This is a genomic window from Cyclobacterium qasimii M12-11B (assembly GCF_000427295.1).
Classification (GTDB): domain Bacteria; phylum Bacteroidota; class Bacteroidia; order Cytophagales; family Cyclobacteriaceae; genus Cyclobacterium; species Cyclobacterium qasimii.
On record NZ_ATNM01000029.1, the window covers coordinates 61923 to 79384 of the forward strand.

Annotated in this window: 12 protein-coding genes and 1 pseudogene; 9 read left to right on the forward strand and 4 right to left on the reverse strand. The window is 40.9% G+C overall.

Annotated features, from left to right (window positions below; translation table 11 throughout):
* Nucleotides 1–122 precede the first annotated feature (122 nt).
* Nucleotides 123–2189 (reverse strand): M13 family metallopeptidase, encoded by a 2067-nt coding sequence (locus ADICYQ_RS02835; RefSeq protein WP_020890818.1) that lies wholly within the window; start codon nucleotides 2187–2189, stop codon nucleotides 123–125.
* A 284-nt stretch (nucleotides 2190–2473) separates the two neighbouring features.
* On the opposite strand from ADICYQ_RS02835, the gene ADICYQ_RS25695 reads away from it, so the two are divergent.
* The 3 genes from ADICYQ_RS25695 (at nucleotide 2474) to ADICYQ_RS02845 (ending at nucleotide 6593) form a co-directional block, all read left to right on the forward strand.
* Entirely contained in the window at nucleotides 2474–2887 is a 414-nt protein-coding gene (locus ADICYQ_RS25695) for a DUF5060 domain-containing protein (RefSeq protein ID WP_081652273.1), read from the forward strand.
* Nucleotides 2888–2916: 29 nt separating this feature from the next.
* On the forward strand, nucleotides 2917–4230 hold the full coding sequence (locus tag ADICYQ_RS02840; RefSeq protein ID WP_020890820.1) for a putative collagen-binding domain-containing protein: 1314 nt from the start codon (nucleotides 2917–2919) through the stop codon (nucleotides 4228–4230).
* A 170-nt stretch (nucleotides 4231–4400) separates the two neighbouring features.
* Nucleotides 4401–6593 (forward strand): APC family permease, encoded by a 2193-nt coding sequence (locus ADICYQ_RS02845; protein ID WP_040414224.1) that lies wholly within the window; start codon nucleotides 4401–4403, stop codon nucleotides 6591–6593.
* A gap of 680 nt (nucleotides 6594–7273) precedes the next feature.
* On the opposite strand, the gene ADICYQ_RS02850 is transcribed toward ADICYQ_RS02845, so the two are convergent.
* The 3 genes and pseudogenes from ADICYQ_RS02850 to ADICYQ_RS02860 all read right to left on the reverse strand — a co-directional run bounded on the left by ADICYQ_RS02850 (nucleotide 7274) and on the right by ADICYQ_RS02860 (nucleotide 10653).
* Nucleotides 7274–8524: an NRAMP family divalent metal transporter gene (locus ADICYQ_RS02850; RefSeq protein WP_020890822.1), complete on the reverse strand. Its 1251-nt coding sequence runs from the start codon at nucleotides 8522–8524 to the stop codon at nucleotides 7274–7276.
* Nucleotides 8525–8539: 15 nt separating this feature from the next.
* Nucleotides 8540–9612 (reverse strand): annotated as a pseudogene (locus ADICYQ_RS02855) (Ldh family oxidoreductase).
* Nucleotides 9613–9687: 75 nt separating this feature from the next.
* Nucleotides 9688–10653: a Ppx/GppA phosphatase family protein gene (locus ADICYQ_RS02860; protein ID WP_020890825.1), complete on the reverse strand. Its 966-nt coding sequence runs from the start codon at nucleotides 10651–10653 to the stop codon at nucleotides 9688–9690.
* Nucleotides 10654–10949: 296 nt separating this feature from the next.
* On the opposite strand from ADICYQ_RS02860, the gene ADICYQ_RS02865 reads away from it, so the two are divergent.
* From ADICYQ_RS02865 to ADICYQ_RS02890, 6 genes are all read left to right on the forward strand, one after another.
* Entirely contained in the window at nucleotides 10950–11486 is a 537-nt protein-coding gene (locus ADICYQ_RS02865; protein ID WP_040414228.1) for a lipocalin family protein, read from the forward strand.
* A 170-nt stretch (nucleotides 11487–11656) separates the two neighbouring features.
* Nucleotides 11657–12604, forward strand: coding sequence for a mechanosensitive ion channel family protein (locus tag ADICYQ_RS02870; protein WP_020890827.1), 948 nt, complete (start codon nucleotides 11657–11659; stop codon nucleotides 12602–12604).
* Between the two features lie 396 nt (nucleotides 12605–13000).
* Entirely contained in the window at nucleotides 13001–14053 is a 1053-nt protein-coding gene (locus ADICYQ_RS02875; RefSeq protein WP_020890828.1) for a ligand-binding sensor domain-containing protein, read from the forward strand.
* A gap of 150 nt (nucleotides 14054–14203) precedes the next feature.
* Nucleotides 14204–15823, forward strand: a complete 1620-nt coding sequence (locus tag ADICYQ_RS02880) for a M28 family metallopeptidase (protein ID WP_020890829.1) — start codon at nucleotides 14204–14206, stop codon at nucleotides 15821–15823.
* A gap of 219 nt (nucleotides 15824–16042) precedes the next feature.
* Nucleotides 16043–16531, forward strand: coding sequence for a P-loop nucleotide/nucleoside kinase family protein (locus ADICYQ_RS02885; protein ID WP_040414232.1), 489 nt, complete (start codon nucleotides 16043–16045; stop codon nucleotides 16529–16531).
* A 367-nt stretch (nucleotides 16532–16898) separates the two neighbouring features.
* Nucleotides 16899–17372, forward strand: coding sequence for a MarR family winged helix-turn-helix transcriptional regulator (locus ADICYQ_RS02890; protein ID WP_020890832.1), 474 nt, complete (start codon nucleotides 16899–16901; stop codon nucleotides 17370–17372).
* The last annotated feature ends 90 nt before the right edge of the window (nucleotides 17373–17462 follow it).

Here is a 17462-nt window from a genome sequence, read left to right on the forward strand (position 1 = left end):
GGAAATCGGTTGTGCTTAGATCAAAATTATGGCGGTATTGTTGCTTTAATGGCAAGAATGCCGCCATAATTCTGTTTTACTCCTTTTTCTCTGGTGAAATTATTAACAAGTAAGCGATTTGCTTACCAGATGCTAACCCTTTCACTTGGTGCAACGTACATTTTGTCTCCCTCTTCTACATTAAAAGCTTTATAAAATGCATCCACATTGACCAGAGGTCCATTGGCGCGGTATTGAGCTGGAGAATGTGGGTCGTTTTGGATTTGAGTTCGGAGGGCTTCGTCCCGGCTTTTGGTGCGCCAAACGGTCGCCCATGAAAGGAAAAACCTTTGGGAAGGAGTAAATCCATCAATTTCTCCCGGATCTCCATGTTCTTCCAGGTGCTTTTGAAGTCCGTCATAGGCAACCAATACGCCACCCAGATCACCAATGTTTTCACCCAATGTAAGTGCTCCTTTTACATGTAGCCCTTCGAGTGGTTCATATTGATCATACTGAGCGACCAGCTGTCCGGTTCTTTGCTGGAAGTTTTCAAGGTCTTCTTCTTTCCACCAGTTTTCCAGATTTCCCTCCGGGCTGTAGCGGCTTCCCTGATCATCAAAGCCATGGGAGATTTCATGCCCTATGACAGCGCCTATCCCTCCATAATTCACTGCTGCATCTGCTTTGTAGTTGTAAAATGGAGGCTGAAGAATAGCCGCTGGAAATACGATTTCATTATTGGTCGGATTGTAGTAGGCGTTTACCGTTTGAGGGGTCATAAACCATTCAGACCGGTCTACTTCCTTGTCTAGTTTTTCCATGTTTTTTCGGAACTGGAAATTATTGGCAGCGATAACATTGCCCAGGTAAGAGGCGGTTTCAGCGTTGTCATCCACCTCCAGGGCAGCATAACTTTCCCAGGTATCAGGATAGCCAATCTTCACTGTGAAAGTAGCCAACTTGTCCATGGCTTTCGCTTTAGTGTCTTCACTCATCCATTCCAGTTGTTGGATTCTGTTGCCCATGGCTTCCAGAATATTGCTGACCATTTCATTGGCTTTTTCTTTGGCCTCCTCAGGGAAAAATTCTTCCGTATACAATTTACCGATGGCTTCTCCTGCGGCGCCTTCCGCACTGGTCAATACCCTTTTCCAGCGGGCTCTCATTTCCTCAGTGCCTTGCAGCTCTTTTCCGTAAAAATCAAAATTTGCCTGCACCAGTGCATGGTTCATATAGGGTGAAGCCATACGAATCAGGTGCCATTTCAAATAATTCTGCCACATTTGCACTTTGGAATCGCTGAATGCTTCTTCCAGGGCCAACATAAAATCAGGGGTGCTGATAATGATCTCATCGGTCTTGGCACCAAGCGCTTTGGTAAGACTGGCCCAATCCAGGGATGGGGTGGCTTTCTGGAGTTCTTCCAGGGAGTATTTATTGTACCTGCCTTCAGAATCGCGCATTTCAATTCTCGTCTTGCTGGCTGCTGCAAGTTTTGTTTCAAGTATTAATACATCTGAAGCCGCTTTCTTTGCTTCTTCGGCTGAACTGCCAAGCATTTGAAAAACCTTGGAAATATGGGCCTCGTATTTGGCCTTGATTTCTTTGAATTTTTCGTTGCTGTCATCTACATAATAATCCCTATCAGGCAATCCAAGTCCACCTTGACTTATGTAGAGGGCATTTTGGTCGGAGTCTTTAGCGTCTGTGCTGACATAAATATTGAAAAATGGATCTACACCAGCAGGATAGCTTTTCTCCAAAAAGGACTGTAAATCCCCTTTAGATTTTATCTGATCGACTTGATCAAACCAGGGGAGCAATGCATCATGACCTCTTTTTTCGGCCAGGACAGAATCCATCCCAATAGTATAGAAAGCTATGGCTTTGTATTGGTCCGATCCTTCAGGATATTCAGTGATATTGGCCTTCGCCGCTTCCATCACCTGTTTTACGCCGGAAATACTTAGCTCTCTCAATTCCAAAAAGCTACCCCATCTACCTTGGTCGGCAGGTATTTCCGTTTTAGCCAACCAGCTTCCATTGACATACTGGAAAAAATCATCCTGAGGGCGGATGGTGGTGTCCATGTAGCTTGTGTTGATGGCTTGAATTGTTTCGGTTGTATCCTCTTGTTTAGGTGAACAGGCCATTGTTGTACAAAAGGCCAATATTGTCACCGCTGTTATTTGGCTAAGGTTTTTCATGTTTCCAATTAATTTATAGCACTTTAATTCATATATAATTAACAAAGATACACGATTTATCTGTCAAAAAAGTTGGAGATTGTTCTGGTAAAAGAGAAGAATTACTGTTTGGGTGCTAACATTATTGTTGCTTTCATTTACTTGCTAGTGCTTTGCAGTTATTCATTCGTTACTGGTTTCACCCGGAGGTGGTTGTGCATTTACTTTGAAGCAGAAAACACTTTATGAATTAGTCCCTGCTTTTCCTATATTTAGTGCTAATTCCAACCCTTTAATCTGTTTATATGCGTTATTTATCATTGATGTATTTATTTTTCTCAGGATTGCTGTTGAGCTCATGTGGTCAGGAACCAATGATTGCCGGGAATAATCAAGCTTACCAGAAAATGACCTTTTCCTGGGAGGGCCCGGCACTAGCAGAAGATAAAGCCACATTTTTAAATTATAAGATGGAGATGCGCTTTACAGATCCAGATGGTAATAGCATTAATGTTCCGGGCTATTTTGCAGCAGATGGGAATGCTGGAGAAACTTCTGCTGAAAGTGGAAATATATGGAGAGCACATCTATTGCCCCTCAAAGCGGGGAAATGGGAATATGAAGTCAGTTTTTTAGAGGGAGGTAATATAGCGCTCGCTTCCGGAAACAGCGAGGGGACAAGTTTGGCCTTTGATGGACAAAAGGAAATTTCACAGTAACGCCAGCAGATGAATCCCAAAATGGGTTTTTGGGCAAAGGCAAGTTGCAGTACATAGGGGAGCATTTCCTTCAATTCACCAATGGTGATTATTTTTTCAAAATGGGGGCCAATGCTCCTGAGGTTTTTCTTCAATACAAAGATTTTGACGGAACAGCTTCTGAAAGAGATTATAAGGATCATGTAGCCGATTGGAAAGCCGGCGACCTCTTATGGCAAGGAGATAAAGGAAAGGGAATAGTAGGGGTGATCAATTACCTGAAAGAACAAGGAATCAATTCGCATTATTTTTTATTAATGAATGCTTACGGCGATGGGAAAGCAGCCTTCCCCTGGAAAGGCAAAGACGATTATTACCTATACGATGTTTCTAAACTTGACCAATGGCAAGTCCTTTTTGATTATATGATGCAAGAAGGAATGATGACCCAATTTGTACTGTCTGAACAAGAAAACCAGTCTTATTTTGAAAACAATGAAGGGGGAGATTTTGCAGACAGCAGAAAAATTTATTACCGTGAATTGGTAGCCAGATTTGGATACCTTAATGCGGTGACCTGGAATATAGGAGAGGAAAATGGCTGGGAAAAGGAACCAACCTATGGCAAATCCATTACCACCAGCCAAAGAAAACAATTTGCCGCTTACCTCAGTGATTTGCTGCCTTACGAAGATTTAATCGTTGTACACAATGGACCTTCTTCAACGGATGCTATTTTTGAGGATTTGCTGGGAGATCCTTCTTATTCGGGGATAAGTTTTCAAGGGAATTACCAGGATGTCACGCATGGCTATGGTAGGATGCTGCATTGGAGAAATGCATCAGCTGCAGCGGGTCGGCCTTGGGTAGTTACTTATGATGAGCCTTATTCAAGCCCTGAATATCCTGAATTGGATGTGTGGAGAAAGAACTCGCTTTGGGCTTCGCTAATGGCGGGGGCTGCAGGAATGGAGGTCTACATAGGAAAAGGTGAGGATTTAGTAATCCAGGATTACCGAAAATACGCTGCCTATTGGGAGATTATGAACCATGCCAAAAACTTTTTTACCGAAAGTGGTATCCCATTTCAACGACTAACCCCCATGACTACTGAGGATAACAATTCATGGGTGCTCTCAGTTGACGAGGAAGTATTTGTTGTATACCTTCGGGAAGGTGGAGAAGGGGAACTCAATTTACCTTCTGAGGTGTTTGAAATTCATTGGTTTGATCCCCGAACGGGTGAATGGTCCCGGAATGAAGCTTTAAAGGAAGCTTTAGGTGGGGAAAAAACAGCTCTGGGAAAAGCACCGAGTCAACCCGATTTAGATTGGGTTATCTTGTTAAAAAAGAAGAAAGATTAATTTAAACTTTCAATCCAAAATCACCTTTCATTTTACAAAGAACCGAGTTTTGAAATAGGATTCGCAACTAGCAATGCTTGCCTATCTTAGGGGATAATGCCTTAAAATGGATTGGAAGAAGAATGATAAACCCTACTAAAAATCCAGTATTTAGAAAGTAGATTATTCGTATGAACATCAGAAATTTAAATAAAAGCAGTTCGACCAAGCTAGGGACCTTTGGAGGTGTTTTTACCCCGTCGTTGCTAACGATTTTGGGTGTGATCATGTACCTGAGGTTTGGCTGGGTGGTTGGAAATGTAGGTTTGATCGGGACATTATTGATCGTCACCCTCTCTACGGCCATTACTTTCCTGACTTCGTTGTCCATTTCTGCCATTGCTACAAATGCACCAGTAAAAGGTGGAGGTGCCTATTACCTGATCAGTAGATCATTGGGAGCGGAAATTGGTGGTGCTGTTGGAATACCTTTGTACCTGGCTCAGGCATTTTCAGTTTCCTTGTATGTAATCGGTTTTTCAGAATCTGTCGTCGCTATATTTCCCACTTTGGACATAAAATGGGTGGGCATTATTACGACCGTCTTTTTAGGAGGCCTGGCTTTGTTCTCTACCACAGCCACCATCAAATCCCAATTCTTTATCATGGGATTGATCGCCATTTCTTTATTGTCATTGGCACTAGGAAGTCCCATGGAGGATTCACATATTGAGCTTTGGGGTGTCCCGGCCGCCCAATCTGTTGATTTTTGGCAGGTATTCGCCATTTTCTTTCCTGCTGTGACAGGGATCATGGCAGGGGTGAATATGTCGGGAGATTTAAAAGACCCAGCCAAATCCATACCCAAGGGCACTTTTATGGCCATTGGTGTGGGTTATGTGATCTATATGATTTTGCCCATCATATTGGCCAGCAGGGCAGATGCTTCTACGCTGATCGAAAATCCATTGATTATGCAGCAGATTGCTATATGGGGAGGAGCCATTGTGCTCGGGATATGGGGAGCTACCTTGTCAAGTGCAACAGGAAGTTTGTTGGGAGCGCCCAGGGTATTACAGGCCTTAGCCAATGATAAAATATTACCGAAATGGGCAAACATTTTCAGTAGGGTAGATGGCAAAGAGAAAATTCCTAGGGCGGCTACATTATTTACCATTGCCTTGACACTGGTAACGGTGTATTTCGGGAACCTGAACCTTATTGCTCCGGTACTTACCATGTTCTTTTTAACTACCTATGCGGTTTTAAACATTACGGCAGCCACTGAGCATTTTTTAGGCAGTGCCTCTTTCAGACCTAAATTCAAAGTACATTGGGTGTTCTCCTTATTGGGAGCCATAGGTTGCGCTGGGGTGATGATCCTAATCAACGCCTTGGCAACAATCATGGCATTTTTGGTGATAGCAATCATCTTTGTATGGCTTAAGAGAAGAAAGATTGAGGCCACTTGGGGTGGTTTGGGTAGAGGGGTATTCTCTTCCATTATCAGGTATGCTTTATTCAGGTTAGAGAAAGAAAGCAATGCCAAAAGCTGGCGTCCGAATATCCTTGTTTTGTCAGGTTCCCCTGGTAAAAGATGGCGTTTGATTGAGCTTGCTGATGACATTACCAATGGGAATGCGCTGTTTACGGTGACCACCATTGTGTCCGAAACCAATGTCCCCCAAGAAAAAGTCAAGGATTATGAGAATAGAATTTCAGACTATTTGGGCAATAAGAATGTGCAGGCGCTGGTGAAAGTGGTAAGGGCTTCAGATCCATTTTCGGGTGCCACGCACATGGTCAATTCCTATGGTTTGGGGCAGTTGGTGCCCAATACAATATTACTGGGCGATACCAGGGAAAATAGGAATTTGCTTCCCTATTCGGAGATGATACGGCACTTCTTTAAATCCCGGAAAAATGTAATCATTGTACAGGATGAGGGAAATGTAGGCTTCAAGAAAAAGGAGGTTATTGATATCTGGTGGGGAGGATTAAAGAAAAATGGCAGCCTAATGATCATCCTTGCCTACTTGTTAAAAAACAGCAGGGAATGGCAACAGGCTTCTGTAAATGTAAAAATGGTTGTACCCAATAAGGAAGCTTACAGTGGTGCGAAAGATAACTTGGACAAAATCTTTGAAAGCATGCGTACCGGTTTCGATTACCAGATACTAATCGCTGATGGCAGGGTTTTTTGGGACATTATGGCTGAAGAATCAAAAAATAGCGACCTGATCATGATGGGTTTGGCCATTCCTGAAGAAGAAGGGGCGTTTGAGGATTATTACGTAACCTTAAAAGAACGTACCAAATCACTACCCACCAAGGTCTTTGTGCTGGCTGGGCAGGAAGTAGAGTTTGATAAGGTATTGATTTAGTTGTTTTGGAATGTTTGCGAATTAAATCCCCCTTTGTCCCCCTTTAAAAGAAAGGGGGATTTGTGCTTTCAGGACTAACGAGTTCGTAGCTGATTTTGCATTTTCTCAGCCGGTTTCAATGCCACTAAATCAGCATTAAATCCCCAATTCCGCAACTCCCCCTTGAAGGGGGCCAGGGGGATTTATACGCGAATGGGATGTTACCTCAAGCTGGAAATTTAGAATGTTTACGTAAGAAATCATCCCTCCTCCCGGTGGCTGAGCGGAGCCGAAGCCTTAGGGGGCGTAACCGATCCACCTACCCCTTCGACTACGCTCAGGGTCCGGTATAGCAAGCCAATTCTTTGAGTAATCTCCCTTTACGTTGGGGTCAGTTTTTTTTACTTAAACCATAAGTCAACTATAGTTCCTAAACCATAATCAGCAAACTTTTTATGATGAGTCAACTCCCCCAGGGGGCCAGGGGGATTTATAAGTGATTGTAAACCTATACCAGTATTTAAACAATAATCTGTAAACTTTTTTTAGGATGAGTCCTACTATTTCAAGCTGGCATTTTAGAATATTTGCGTAATAAATCCCCCTTTGTCCCCCTTTAAAAGAAAGGGGGATTTGTTCTTTCAGGACTGACGAGTCGAAAAACGAGCCATTTCGAATTGAAACCAAGGGTTTTAGCAGACCTATTTAAACCAATTGAAATATATAAGCACAAAAGAAAAGAGGAAAAGGAAGCCAATGCCGGCAATGGAGAGCCAGCGCATGGCCTTGCCAGGTTGCTGTTCCTTTGTAAGGTGATGACTGAAAATCAACTTGTAATTAAGAATGGCAATTACTGGTGCAATTAGGAAAGAAATGGTAGTGGCCAGACCAATAAGTTGGTTAAAAGAAGCCATGAAAAAACCAATAACCAGCATTCCACCAAGGGTAATTAATACCAGCCACATCAAGTAATCTGATTTCTTTTCCTCTTGATTGCGCATCACAGCAATGACCCTGGCTGTGGAGCGGGCATAGCCATCCATTACCCCGATACAAGTGCCTAGCATGATGGAAAAACCAGCTGCAGCTATGATCAAGAATGTCCAGGAACCCAATTGAGCAGCATATAGATTGACAACTCCAGTGGCGAAAGCGACATTGTTATCGGGCAGAATGTTTCCGGTGTTGAAAAGCAGGAAAGCACCAAGCACCACGAAGCAAATGGACAAGATTCCTGAAAGCCAATAACCAATATTGAATTCAAAAACCGATTCTTTCACCGTAGGTGTATAGCCACTTTGCTTGCTTCTCGCAATGGTCCAGAGGCTGTTCCAGGTGGAGGAGTCTATGGCTGCTGGCATCCAGCCCATCAAGGCAATTACAAATGGCAGGGATTGAGGCGTTAGCTGTGCGAAAATGGAATAGTTCTGTACTGGGACTTTAGGGCCATTGGCAAGGGCGATAAAGAAAGCCAATAGTGTGCTGACAAACATAAAGCTCCCGATGATCTTGATGCCCGAATCGAGTAGGGAATACCTTCCCAACGCAAGGAATAGAAAAGAAAAAAGTAATAATAGAATAGAAGGGGCAAAGAAATAGGCTGGGGCCAATTGGATATTGAATAAGTTTTGTAAAAAACCGGCAGCCACCAGACTTACGGCCGCATTCACAAAGAACATGGAGACAAGGTTTATGCCAAGGAACAAGCGGGAAAACCAAGGGTTGATCTTCTGGTACCCATCTATCAGGGATTCCCCAGTGGCCGCTGCATACCTGGAGCCAAACTCAAAGAACGGCCACTTGAAGAGATTGGCAGCAATAATAAAACCCACCAAGCCAAAGCCATATTCAGCACCTGCTCTGGTGCTTTGCACCAAATGAGAAACGCCAATGGCTGTGCTGGCAAAGAGAATGCCCGGGCCTAATGTCTGTAAAAAGTGTTTTATGTTCAATTGAAATTCGATGGATTATTCCCAGTCAACACCCAGTTTATCACCCAGGGCACGTAGATCATCTACAACTGCTGTAAGTAAAGGAATGCCATTGGCTCTTCTTTCTGCTTCAAGTTCACGTTCAGGATCTCCTGGAATCAATACTTTTTCATGTCCCTCTATAGGCGTTGCTTCTCTAAATCTGCCTATCCAGTTGTCCATGTGTGCTTTGAATTCATCTGCAGGTCTGAAAGCATCTACACGCATTGCACCAAAGAAATGTCCTAAACCTTCTCCTACAGGATTAGGATGTGGTTCTAAAAATGCAACGAAAGGAGGTACCCAAGGACCATAATTGGCTCCGGATAGCACTGCCGAAAATATATCTACAACAGCACCCAGGCCATAGCCTTTCTGTGAGCCGTGTTCCCTGTCACCTCCTAAGGGTAAAAGTGCACCCCCGTCTTTTACGCCCAATGGATCTGTCGTCGATTTTCCATCCTTGTCCTGGATCCAACCGGCAGGAGCCTGTTCTTTTTTCTTTGCAAGATTTCCAATTTGCCATTGGCCGCAGTGGTGGTTGCCATGTCCAGCACAAATGGCGGCTGGTCTTTAGCAGGAATGGCCACCGAAATTGGGTTGGTGCCCAGAAGGCGCTCTTTTGAAAAAGTAGGGCTTACCAAAGGACTTGCATTAGTAAGCGAAATGCCGATCATGTCATGTTGCAATGCCTGCATGGCATGGACTCCCGCAATACCATAATGATTTGAATTTTTGACTGACACCCATCCGGTTCCTGCTATTTTGGCTTTCTCGATGGCCACTTTCATGGCAAAGGGAGCAACTACCAAGCCTAATCCAGCATCACCGTCTACCACAGCGGTACTTGGTGTTTCATGCACTACCCGAACATTAGGCGTCGGATTTATCCTTCCGGCTTCCCATAATCTGACATAACCCGATAATCGGGCTACACCATGGGAGTCAACTCCGCGAAGATCTGCGGAGAGCAGTACCGAAGCAGCCGTTTTCGCATCAGCTTCAGGGCAGCCTATTTTTTGTAAAACGGCAATAGTAAATGTTTCTAATTGATGGTGTGTGAAATTCATTTTTGGACAAGGAATTGGGTGATCGATGGTACAAAAATGCAAAAAGTTAATGCGTATTGGAAGTACTTCTTTAATTTATTGCGAAGTGGCGAAGCTGGAATTCTTTTTCTCAGCCACTTTTAACATGGCTTCTGAAACGGCACCTTCCTTTAAAGAGTAGGTAGAACAAATCAGTTGATCAGTTTGAACATGTTGGGTTATAAAGCGAATCAGGCAGGAGGCCACCACTATCATGTCCACTCTCATTGGGATCATGCCAGGAATTTTGAGTCTTTTTGCTTTGTCCAGGAGCAACAGGTCTGTAGCAATTGCTTCAAAAGCTGTAACAGGTAAAAAATGTTTGATTATTTTTCTATCTTTTTTCTTTCCTTCTGTGGCCAGGTACATGTCTGTCAAGGTGTCAAATGTACCCGAAGCGCCTATAAGTTGTTGGGGTGCATGTTCTTTTATGGCCTTGGTAAGGGGGAGAAGTTTTTGGGATAAATAGGCATAAAGCTTCTCCACTTCTTCTGGTAAAATGGGGTCGTGATAATGAAACAGGTCCAGCAGTCTTTGGCCACCTATTTCAAAACTACCTTTCCAGAGTATTTCTTCTTCATTGCCAATTATGAATTCTACAGAGCCTCCTCCAATGTCCATCATCAGGGCATTTTCGGGATTTAGGCAGCCACTTAGGCGAATGCCCTTGTAAATCAACTCTGCTTCCCTTTCACCATCTATGATCTGGGCTTCAATTCCGATTTGTTGTTTTATCTTCTTGATAAAGTCAAGCCCATTGTCTGCATTCCTGACGGCACTTGTGGCAAAGGTGAAAATTCGGGAAATGTCTTCTCCTTTTATGAGGTTTTGAAAATGCTGAAGGGTATGAAGCCCTCTTTTTTCTGCTTCTGGGAGGATGATATTTTGGTTGATTCCTCCCTGGCCGATTTTCACAGGTACTTTTTCCTGGTAAATAACCTCAAAACCATTGCTGTCAAATGCTATCATTAGCAAATGAAAGGTATTGGTACCCATGTCGATGACTGCCGCCTTTTTCTTCATAAAACCTGGCTTTCAAAAGTTTGTGCGAATATATAAAGTTTATCTAAAAATGTTGACAGCAAGTGATTTTATATTCAAAAAAATGAGGTTAAAAGCAACTCTAATAAACTTCAAACTTTGAATAGTAATAAATTATAATTTTTTAACCCTGTTTATGAAAACTGAATCAGGGGTTTTTAATGGAGATGAAAATTGGCAGTACAAAAGGAGATGAGGTTAATTTTAGTGTAGGAACAGGCACGACAATTGCATTTAACTTCATGAAAAAAACGTACTGACCCAATAATTATACAAATATGAAAATTAGAGCATTGATGTACATACTATCAACCGGCCTTATTATGATGGGACTTTTCTCTTGTGCTACAATACCTAAAGGAGCAGAAGCAGTTAAACCTTTTGATAAAGAAAAATACCTGGGTAAGTGGTATGAGATAGCCCGCTTCGATTTTAAGTTTGAGAGAAATTTGAATAACACCACGGCGACCTATTCCTTGAATGACAATGGGACCATTAAGGTGGACAATCAAGGATACAATACCAAAAAAGAAGAGTGGACCCAAGCGATAGGTAAAGCTAAATTTGTAGATGATGATGATGATGTCGCCAAGCTCAAAGTCTCATTCTTTGGTCCATTTTATTCTGGATACAATGTGGTCGCCATTGACAAAGACTACAAGTACGCTTTGGTTGCTGGGAAAAGCTTGGATTACCTTTGGATCCTATCCAGGGAGACCCAAATCCCGGAAAAGGTAAAGAATGAATATCTCAAAATTGCCGAAGAGATTGGTTACAATACATCCGAACTGCTTTGGATTGAACATAACAAGTAGAATGAATACTTCAGGGTCTTAGTAATGAGCATGGTTTAGCCATGGAAGGGCTTGAAACAATATTTAGCAAAAGCAGTTAGGAATAAGTAGATTCTGATTAAATACATTAAAATTAGGGAAGTGAGGGGATGAAGATTTAAAATCATTTTAGAGTTACACATAGAAAGACCATGGAAATTAATAAATACTATGATATTGTTGTTCAGAAATTAATTGGTTGGTCGGAGTTGTTGGTTAAAATGCTACCCAACTTTGTGTTAGCAGTTGTGGTACTCATAGCCTTTTTTTTTGCTGGCAGATTAGTTAGAAATCTTAGCGTTAAACTGCTGGATAGGGCAATAAAGAATAAATCTCTTTCTTCTATAATTTCAAAAGTCATCTACATAATAGTACTGACCATCGGTGCTTTTGCGGCTTTAACATTATTAGACCTTGATAAGACAGTTTCTTCCTTACTTGCCGGTGCAGGTATTATTGGTTTGGCACTGGGTTTTGCCTTTCAGGATATTGCTACCAATTTTATAGCAGGTTTTTTTATGGCCATCAAACGCCCATTTAAAATTGGGCAAGTGATTCATTGTGAGGGATACAGCGGTATAATTAAACATATTGGCATACGTACGACAGAGCTGGCCTCATTTCAGGGGCAAGAAGTGATCATTCCCAATAAAATGCTTTTTCAAAACCCTTTGGTAAATGATTCGGAAAACACCTATAAAAGAATAGACCTGAATGTAGGGGTGTCTTATGGCGAGGATTTGGAACGTGTAAGGGATATCGCTATTGAATCTGTAAAAAACCTTCCAAATATTAATAAAGACAAAGACATTGATTTGGTCTATTTAGCCTTTGGTAGTAGCTCTATTGATTTTAGAATTATGATTTGGGTAGCATTTAAAAGTCAACTGGAATTCTTGAAAAGTCAAAGCGAGGCGATTATAGCCATCAAAAAAGCGTTTGATAAAGAAGACATCATGATTCCATTCCCAATCCGAACATTGGATTTTGGAATCAAGGGCGGTGAAAAGTTGAATGAGGTTTTTCCACAAGAAAAAATGCAAGCCAATTCAGGAGGAGAGGGCAATCAAAAGCCTCAAGACACTCAAAGCTGTCAATAGCATTTGAGAAGTATAAAGATTTTTTCAGGGAGATTTAGACGGAAACTTGCAATAGATGAATTATTACTCACCTAAATCCCTCCATAAATTCTATTTTTTTGTTGCTTTAGCCCTAGTGGTTTTATACCGGTATTTTTAAATAGTAGGATCAGCGGGATTACTCTAGTCAAGTCAATAATCCATTGAGACTAAGAAATTTACGCGCATAAGGTAAAAGATTCTTTTAAAAATCATAAAAACTCAATTGGATTATAGTATTGTTGTAGGATGGATAAAATACAAGGTGCATTTTACCAATAAGTTGAGTGTCACGCCAGTGAAGAGATAGAAGCGTGTTACTTTACCTTCCTATACACCCACCAGGCAAGTCAATAGGGTGTTAAAAATGAGAAAATTATGAAATACCTATTTGGTTTCTTCTTCCTATTTGTTTTTTGCACTTCCTGTCAAAATCAAGACAAAACGGAGTCCCTGAAAAATGATGTCAAGTCCGAAACCAAAAAAGAGGTAATCACTTCGCAAGGCCCTCAAGGTATCACGCGTACGATCATTCAAGACAGAAAGGGTGATATTTGGATAGCTGCATTTGATGGAGTTTTTCGGTTCGATGGAAAGTCTTTTACCAATATTACCAGTGAGGTAAGTTCGGCTCGCTTCTTTTCTGCTTTAGAAGATAGTAAGGGCAATTTGTGGTTCGGCACTATTGGATCAGGTGTTTACTTTTACGATGGTAAAACCTTTCAAAATTTCACTACCAAGGAGGGCCTTGTTAATAATGAAATTGGCAGTATTTATGAAGACAGGAAAGGGGATATTTGGTTCGGTGCCAATGGTGGAGCAAGCCGCTTTGATGGGGAATCATTTAGAAATTATATGATGAAAGGAGATTCTATGAATGAAGTGGAGCCAGGAAAAACCTTTCCAGACCTTAAGCGAAACCCTAATGAAGTCACTTCTATAATTGAAGACAGGTCAGGAAAATTCTGGTTTGGTACAAGAGGGAATACCTTCGTTTATGATGGGGAAATATTTACAGTTTTAAGGGATAAGGGCGAGCCGTTTATCAATGTTCGATCCATAATTGAAGACAATAAAGGTAATGTCTGGCTGGGTAGCCAATTTGGCCTTTGGCGCTATGATGGCAGTACATTTACCAACATCACTCAGAATGGCGTAAGTTACGTCTACAAAGGTAAAGATGGTGACATTTGGACGAGTTCATCAACTGACCGGGGTTGGATGCTTTCCAATTATGAAGAAAAATCCTTGCTCAATAATAAACCCATAGTAAAAGAAATTAATCCCAATAAAGGCAAAATGCTTTTTGGGATTTTAGAAGCAAACGATGGAAGCATTTGGTTTGGTGCTGATGGGGCTTATCGATATGATGGAAATACCATTGTCGATTCAGACGGCAAAGTGGTTGGGGATAACTGGACTACTCGATGATTTAAAGTTGACAAAGAAAAGAGTTCATTCCTGAACAGCTTGCTGGCTTTGCCTTTTGCGCAAGGCACAGCCAGCAAGGCCTAGAGGTGCTTTAAGTGTGGCGTTAGTAGCTGGGAATAGTAAATTGTATAATTAATTTAAGTCAAAAGGATGCAAAATTATTTAAAAATTTTAATAGTCGCATTACTCTTTAGCAGTTGTGAAAACAACAAAACGTTAAACACAAATAGCGTTGAAGTAGACCAAACAACTATCGGCAATCACATGGAAAGGTTAGCTTCAGATGAATTTCTAGGCAGAAAACCATTTACTGAAGGGGAAGTAAAAACCGTTACTTATTTAAAGAATGAGTTTGAGGAATTGGGGCTTTTGCCAGGAAATGGAGGGAGTTATTTTCAAGATGTTCCAATGGTAGAAATCTCAGGTAAGCCCTCTGATAACATGAAGATTAGTGGCGAAAACATCAGTTTTGATTTAGCCTACTTAAAAGATTTTGTAGCCACCACAAATAAAACAGTACCAAAAGTGAGCCTTGAAAACTCAGAACTTGTGTTTGCTGGTTATGGGATTGTTGCTCCCGAATATGGGTGGAATGATTATGAGGGCATTGACTGGAAAGGAAAAACAGCTGTTGTTTTAATCAATGATCCTGGCTTTAAATCGGCAGATTCAACATTGTTCAAAGGCAATGCAATGACTTATTATGGTCGTTGGACTTATAAATATGAAGAAGCGGCAAGACAAGGTGCTGCTGGAGTAATTATTATTCATGAAACGGAACCGGCTTCTTATGGCTGGAATGTGATAGAATCTAGTTGGAGTGGCGCTAGATTGGTAATTGAAAGTGATTTGCCCCTTTTGGAAGTAGAATCCTGGATAAGTGCTGAAAGTACTCAAAAATTATTTGCTGCATCAGCCATGAAAGAGCAGGATTATAAAGCCATTGCCCACGATAAAAGTTTTCAACCTATTCCACTAAATTTAAGTGTTTCAGTTGGTATTGAGAATGAAATTAAAAAAGATGTATCTAAAAATGTAGTGGCGATGTTACCAGGCACTAGCCAAAAGGATGAATTCATTATCTATTCTGCACATTGGGATCATTTAGGCGTAGGCAAACCCGTAGATGGTGACTCCATTTACAATGGAGCGGTGGACAATGCTACAGGTACAGCTGGTTTATTGGCCATAGCAGAAGCATTTAAGAAGAGTAAACCTACAAAGCGATCGGTTGTGTTTATCGCATTAACCGGGGAGGAACAGGGCTTATTAGGTTCGGCCTATTATGCTGCATACCCTATTTTCGATCCAAATAAAACAGTTGCCAATATTAATATGGATGCACTTTTCAGTCCTGGGGAAATGAAAGATTTAACCATTACCGGGTATGGTCAGTCCGAAATGGATGAATATGCCAAAACAGCAGCGGAGGAACAAAACAGGTATATCATTCCAGATCCAGTGGCAGAAAAAGGATATTTCTTCAGGTCAGACCATTTTAATTTTGCTAAAATTGGCATCCCTGCTTTGTATGCGAGCGGTGGTTATGAAGGATTCGACAACAGCATCGAAGAAATTAAGGCCTTCAATGGCTCCTATGAAGAATTTAAATACCATCAGGTTGCAGATAATTACGATGCCAAGACCTTTGAATTAAGTGGTATAAGATTAGACCTACAGCTATTTTTTAATGTGGGATTGAGATTGGCTAATGAGAATTATTTCCCCAAATGGTATGATAGCAGTGAATTTAAAGCCGCAAGAAAATAAATCATTACTATTGCCCATTCCATAAAATTCATTGTTGGCCTTAGCGGGTAGGATTACAAATTTAGCACAGTGGGTTATATAAGTTAAAAAGCGATGCTTGATAACCAAGAAACTGAATAAACGAATACAAGCATTTAAAAAGCAAACTGCAAACAGTATACCAAATCAATAATAGATATGGGCATACTATAGCGGGGACTTTACCTTTTAGAATAGTAAATGATACACCTAATAGTCGGAAATACGGGTTCTGGTAAAACAACCTACTCATCGGAATTAAAAAGAAAAACAACCGGAATAGTTTTTTCAATAGACAAGTGGAATAACACACTGTTTCTTGCTGATAAAAAATCCAGCGATGGTCTGAGTTGGTTTCTTGAAAGAATTGATAGAGCTGAAAGAATGATAATGGAATTGGTGGAACAGTTGGAAAACGCAAAAACTGATTCTATTCTTGATCTGGGCCTATCAAAATTTGAACATAGGGAAAAATTCAGGGAATTTGCGCGTGAAAGAGGATATGAATTAAAAATTCATTTTTTGGACATTCCTAAAGAAATACGGCTTAGCAGGGTAATGAAAAGGAATAGTGATAAAGGTGCCACTTTCGAATTTGAGGTAAGTGAAGAAGATTTTTCTTTTATGGAAAGTTGGTTCGAGAAACCAGACGATAATGAAATGGTGGACGGAATTGTTATCACAGAATAAAAACAAGCTCCCAATAGGCAAGTATACTATCAGCTGTACCAGTCAGGATTGAAAACAAATGTTTAACCTTCGGCAAGCTCAGTGTATTGAAGGTGTAGGCAAAGCCAGCCTGATTTATTGTGGTTGTCATTGTAAGAAAATCCATGGCTTGCTATGGTGAATTATTATGCACAATAGGTGTTTTTTACCTTTAGCTTTAAATAAAATACAAATATTCCCCACCTACTGCTCCTGCCTTTTTTTATAATTTGTCATTAGTCTCAGGCTGTCAGGCCAATGAATTCATTATAGGGTTTTAGATAATATTAACATTTAAATAGTTGCATGTGCAACTATCGTTCTTATATTTGCAGCAAATTCCAATAAAATGAAAGACGAATGTACCGGTTACATTTCAGAGTATGGTATTTTACCATGGCTCGGTAAAACTGTAAAACACATTGATATTTTCATCAATAACAACCTGAAGCAGGCAGGTATTGATTTGACAAAAAAGCAAATGCTTGTGCTTAAGGCGTTGACCATGAAAGGCCCATTGCCACAGAATGATTTGGCCTTTATAACGGAAAGAGATAAAGCTTCTTTGGCAAGGTTTATCAATACCTTAGAAAAGAAGAATCTTGTGGCGAGAATACCTTCAGTTACCGATAAAAGGATCAATATGGTGCACCTTACCAAGCATGGTGAAAAGGTCTTTCAGAATACCATTCCATTGTTTAGAAAGTTAGTATTACAAATCCAAGAAAATATTCCAGAACAGGAGCTAGCGCAAACGGCGAGAACTCTTGATAAAATAAAAGAAAATATAGAGAATCTAAATAGTGGTTGTAATAGCAACTAATACGTATGAAAAGAAAAATAATAATAATTGGAGTAAGTGTTTTAATCTTGGTTGTTGGCTTTTTTGTTTCTAATCTCCTGAAGGAAAGTA

Coding starts and splice junctions, on each gene's coding strand:
- ADICYQ_RS02860 (WP_020890825.1), bottom strand. CDS start 10,653: ATGAAGAAAAAGGCGGCAGTCATCGACATGGGTACCAATACCTTTCAT.
- ADICYQ_RS02870 (WP_020890827.1), top strand. CDS start 11,657: ATGGAAATTAATAAATACTATGATATTGTTGTTCAGAAATTAATTGGT.
- ADICYQ_RS02880 (WP_020890829.1), top strand. CDS start 14,204: ATGCAAAATTATTTAAAAATTTTAATAGTCGCATTACTCTTTAGCAGT.
- ADICYQ_RS02890 (WP_020890832.1), top strand. CDS start 16,899: ATGAAAGACGAATGTACCGGTTACATTTCAGAGTATGGTATTTTACCA.
- ADICYQ_RS02875 (WP_020890828.1), top strand. CDS start 13,001: ATGAAATACCTATTTGGTTTCTTCTTCCTATTTGTTTTTTGCACTTCC.
- ADICYQ_RS25695 (WP_081652273.1), top strand. CDS start 2,474: ATGCGTTATTTATCATTGATGTATTTATTTTTCTCAGGATTGCTGTTG.
- ADICYQ_RS02835 (WP_020890818.1), bottom strand. CDS start 2,189: ATGAAAAACCTTAGCCAAATAACAGCGGTGACAATATTGGCCTTTTGT.
- ADICYQ_RS02845 (WP_040414224.1), top strand. CDS start 4,401: ATGAACATCAGAAATTTAAATAAAAGCAGTTCGACCAAGCTAGGGACC.
- ADICYQ_RS02865 (WP_040414228.1), top strand. CDS start 10,950: ATGAAAATTAGAGCATTGATGTACATACTATCAACCGGCCTTATTATG.
- ADICYQ_RS02885 (WP_040414232.1), top strand. CDS start 16,043: ATGATACACCTAATAGTCGGAAATACGGGTTCTGGTAAAACAACCTAC.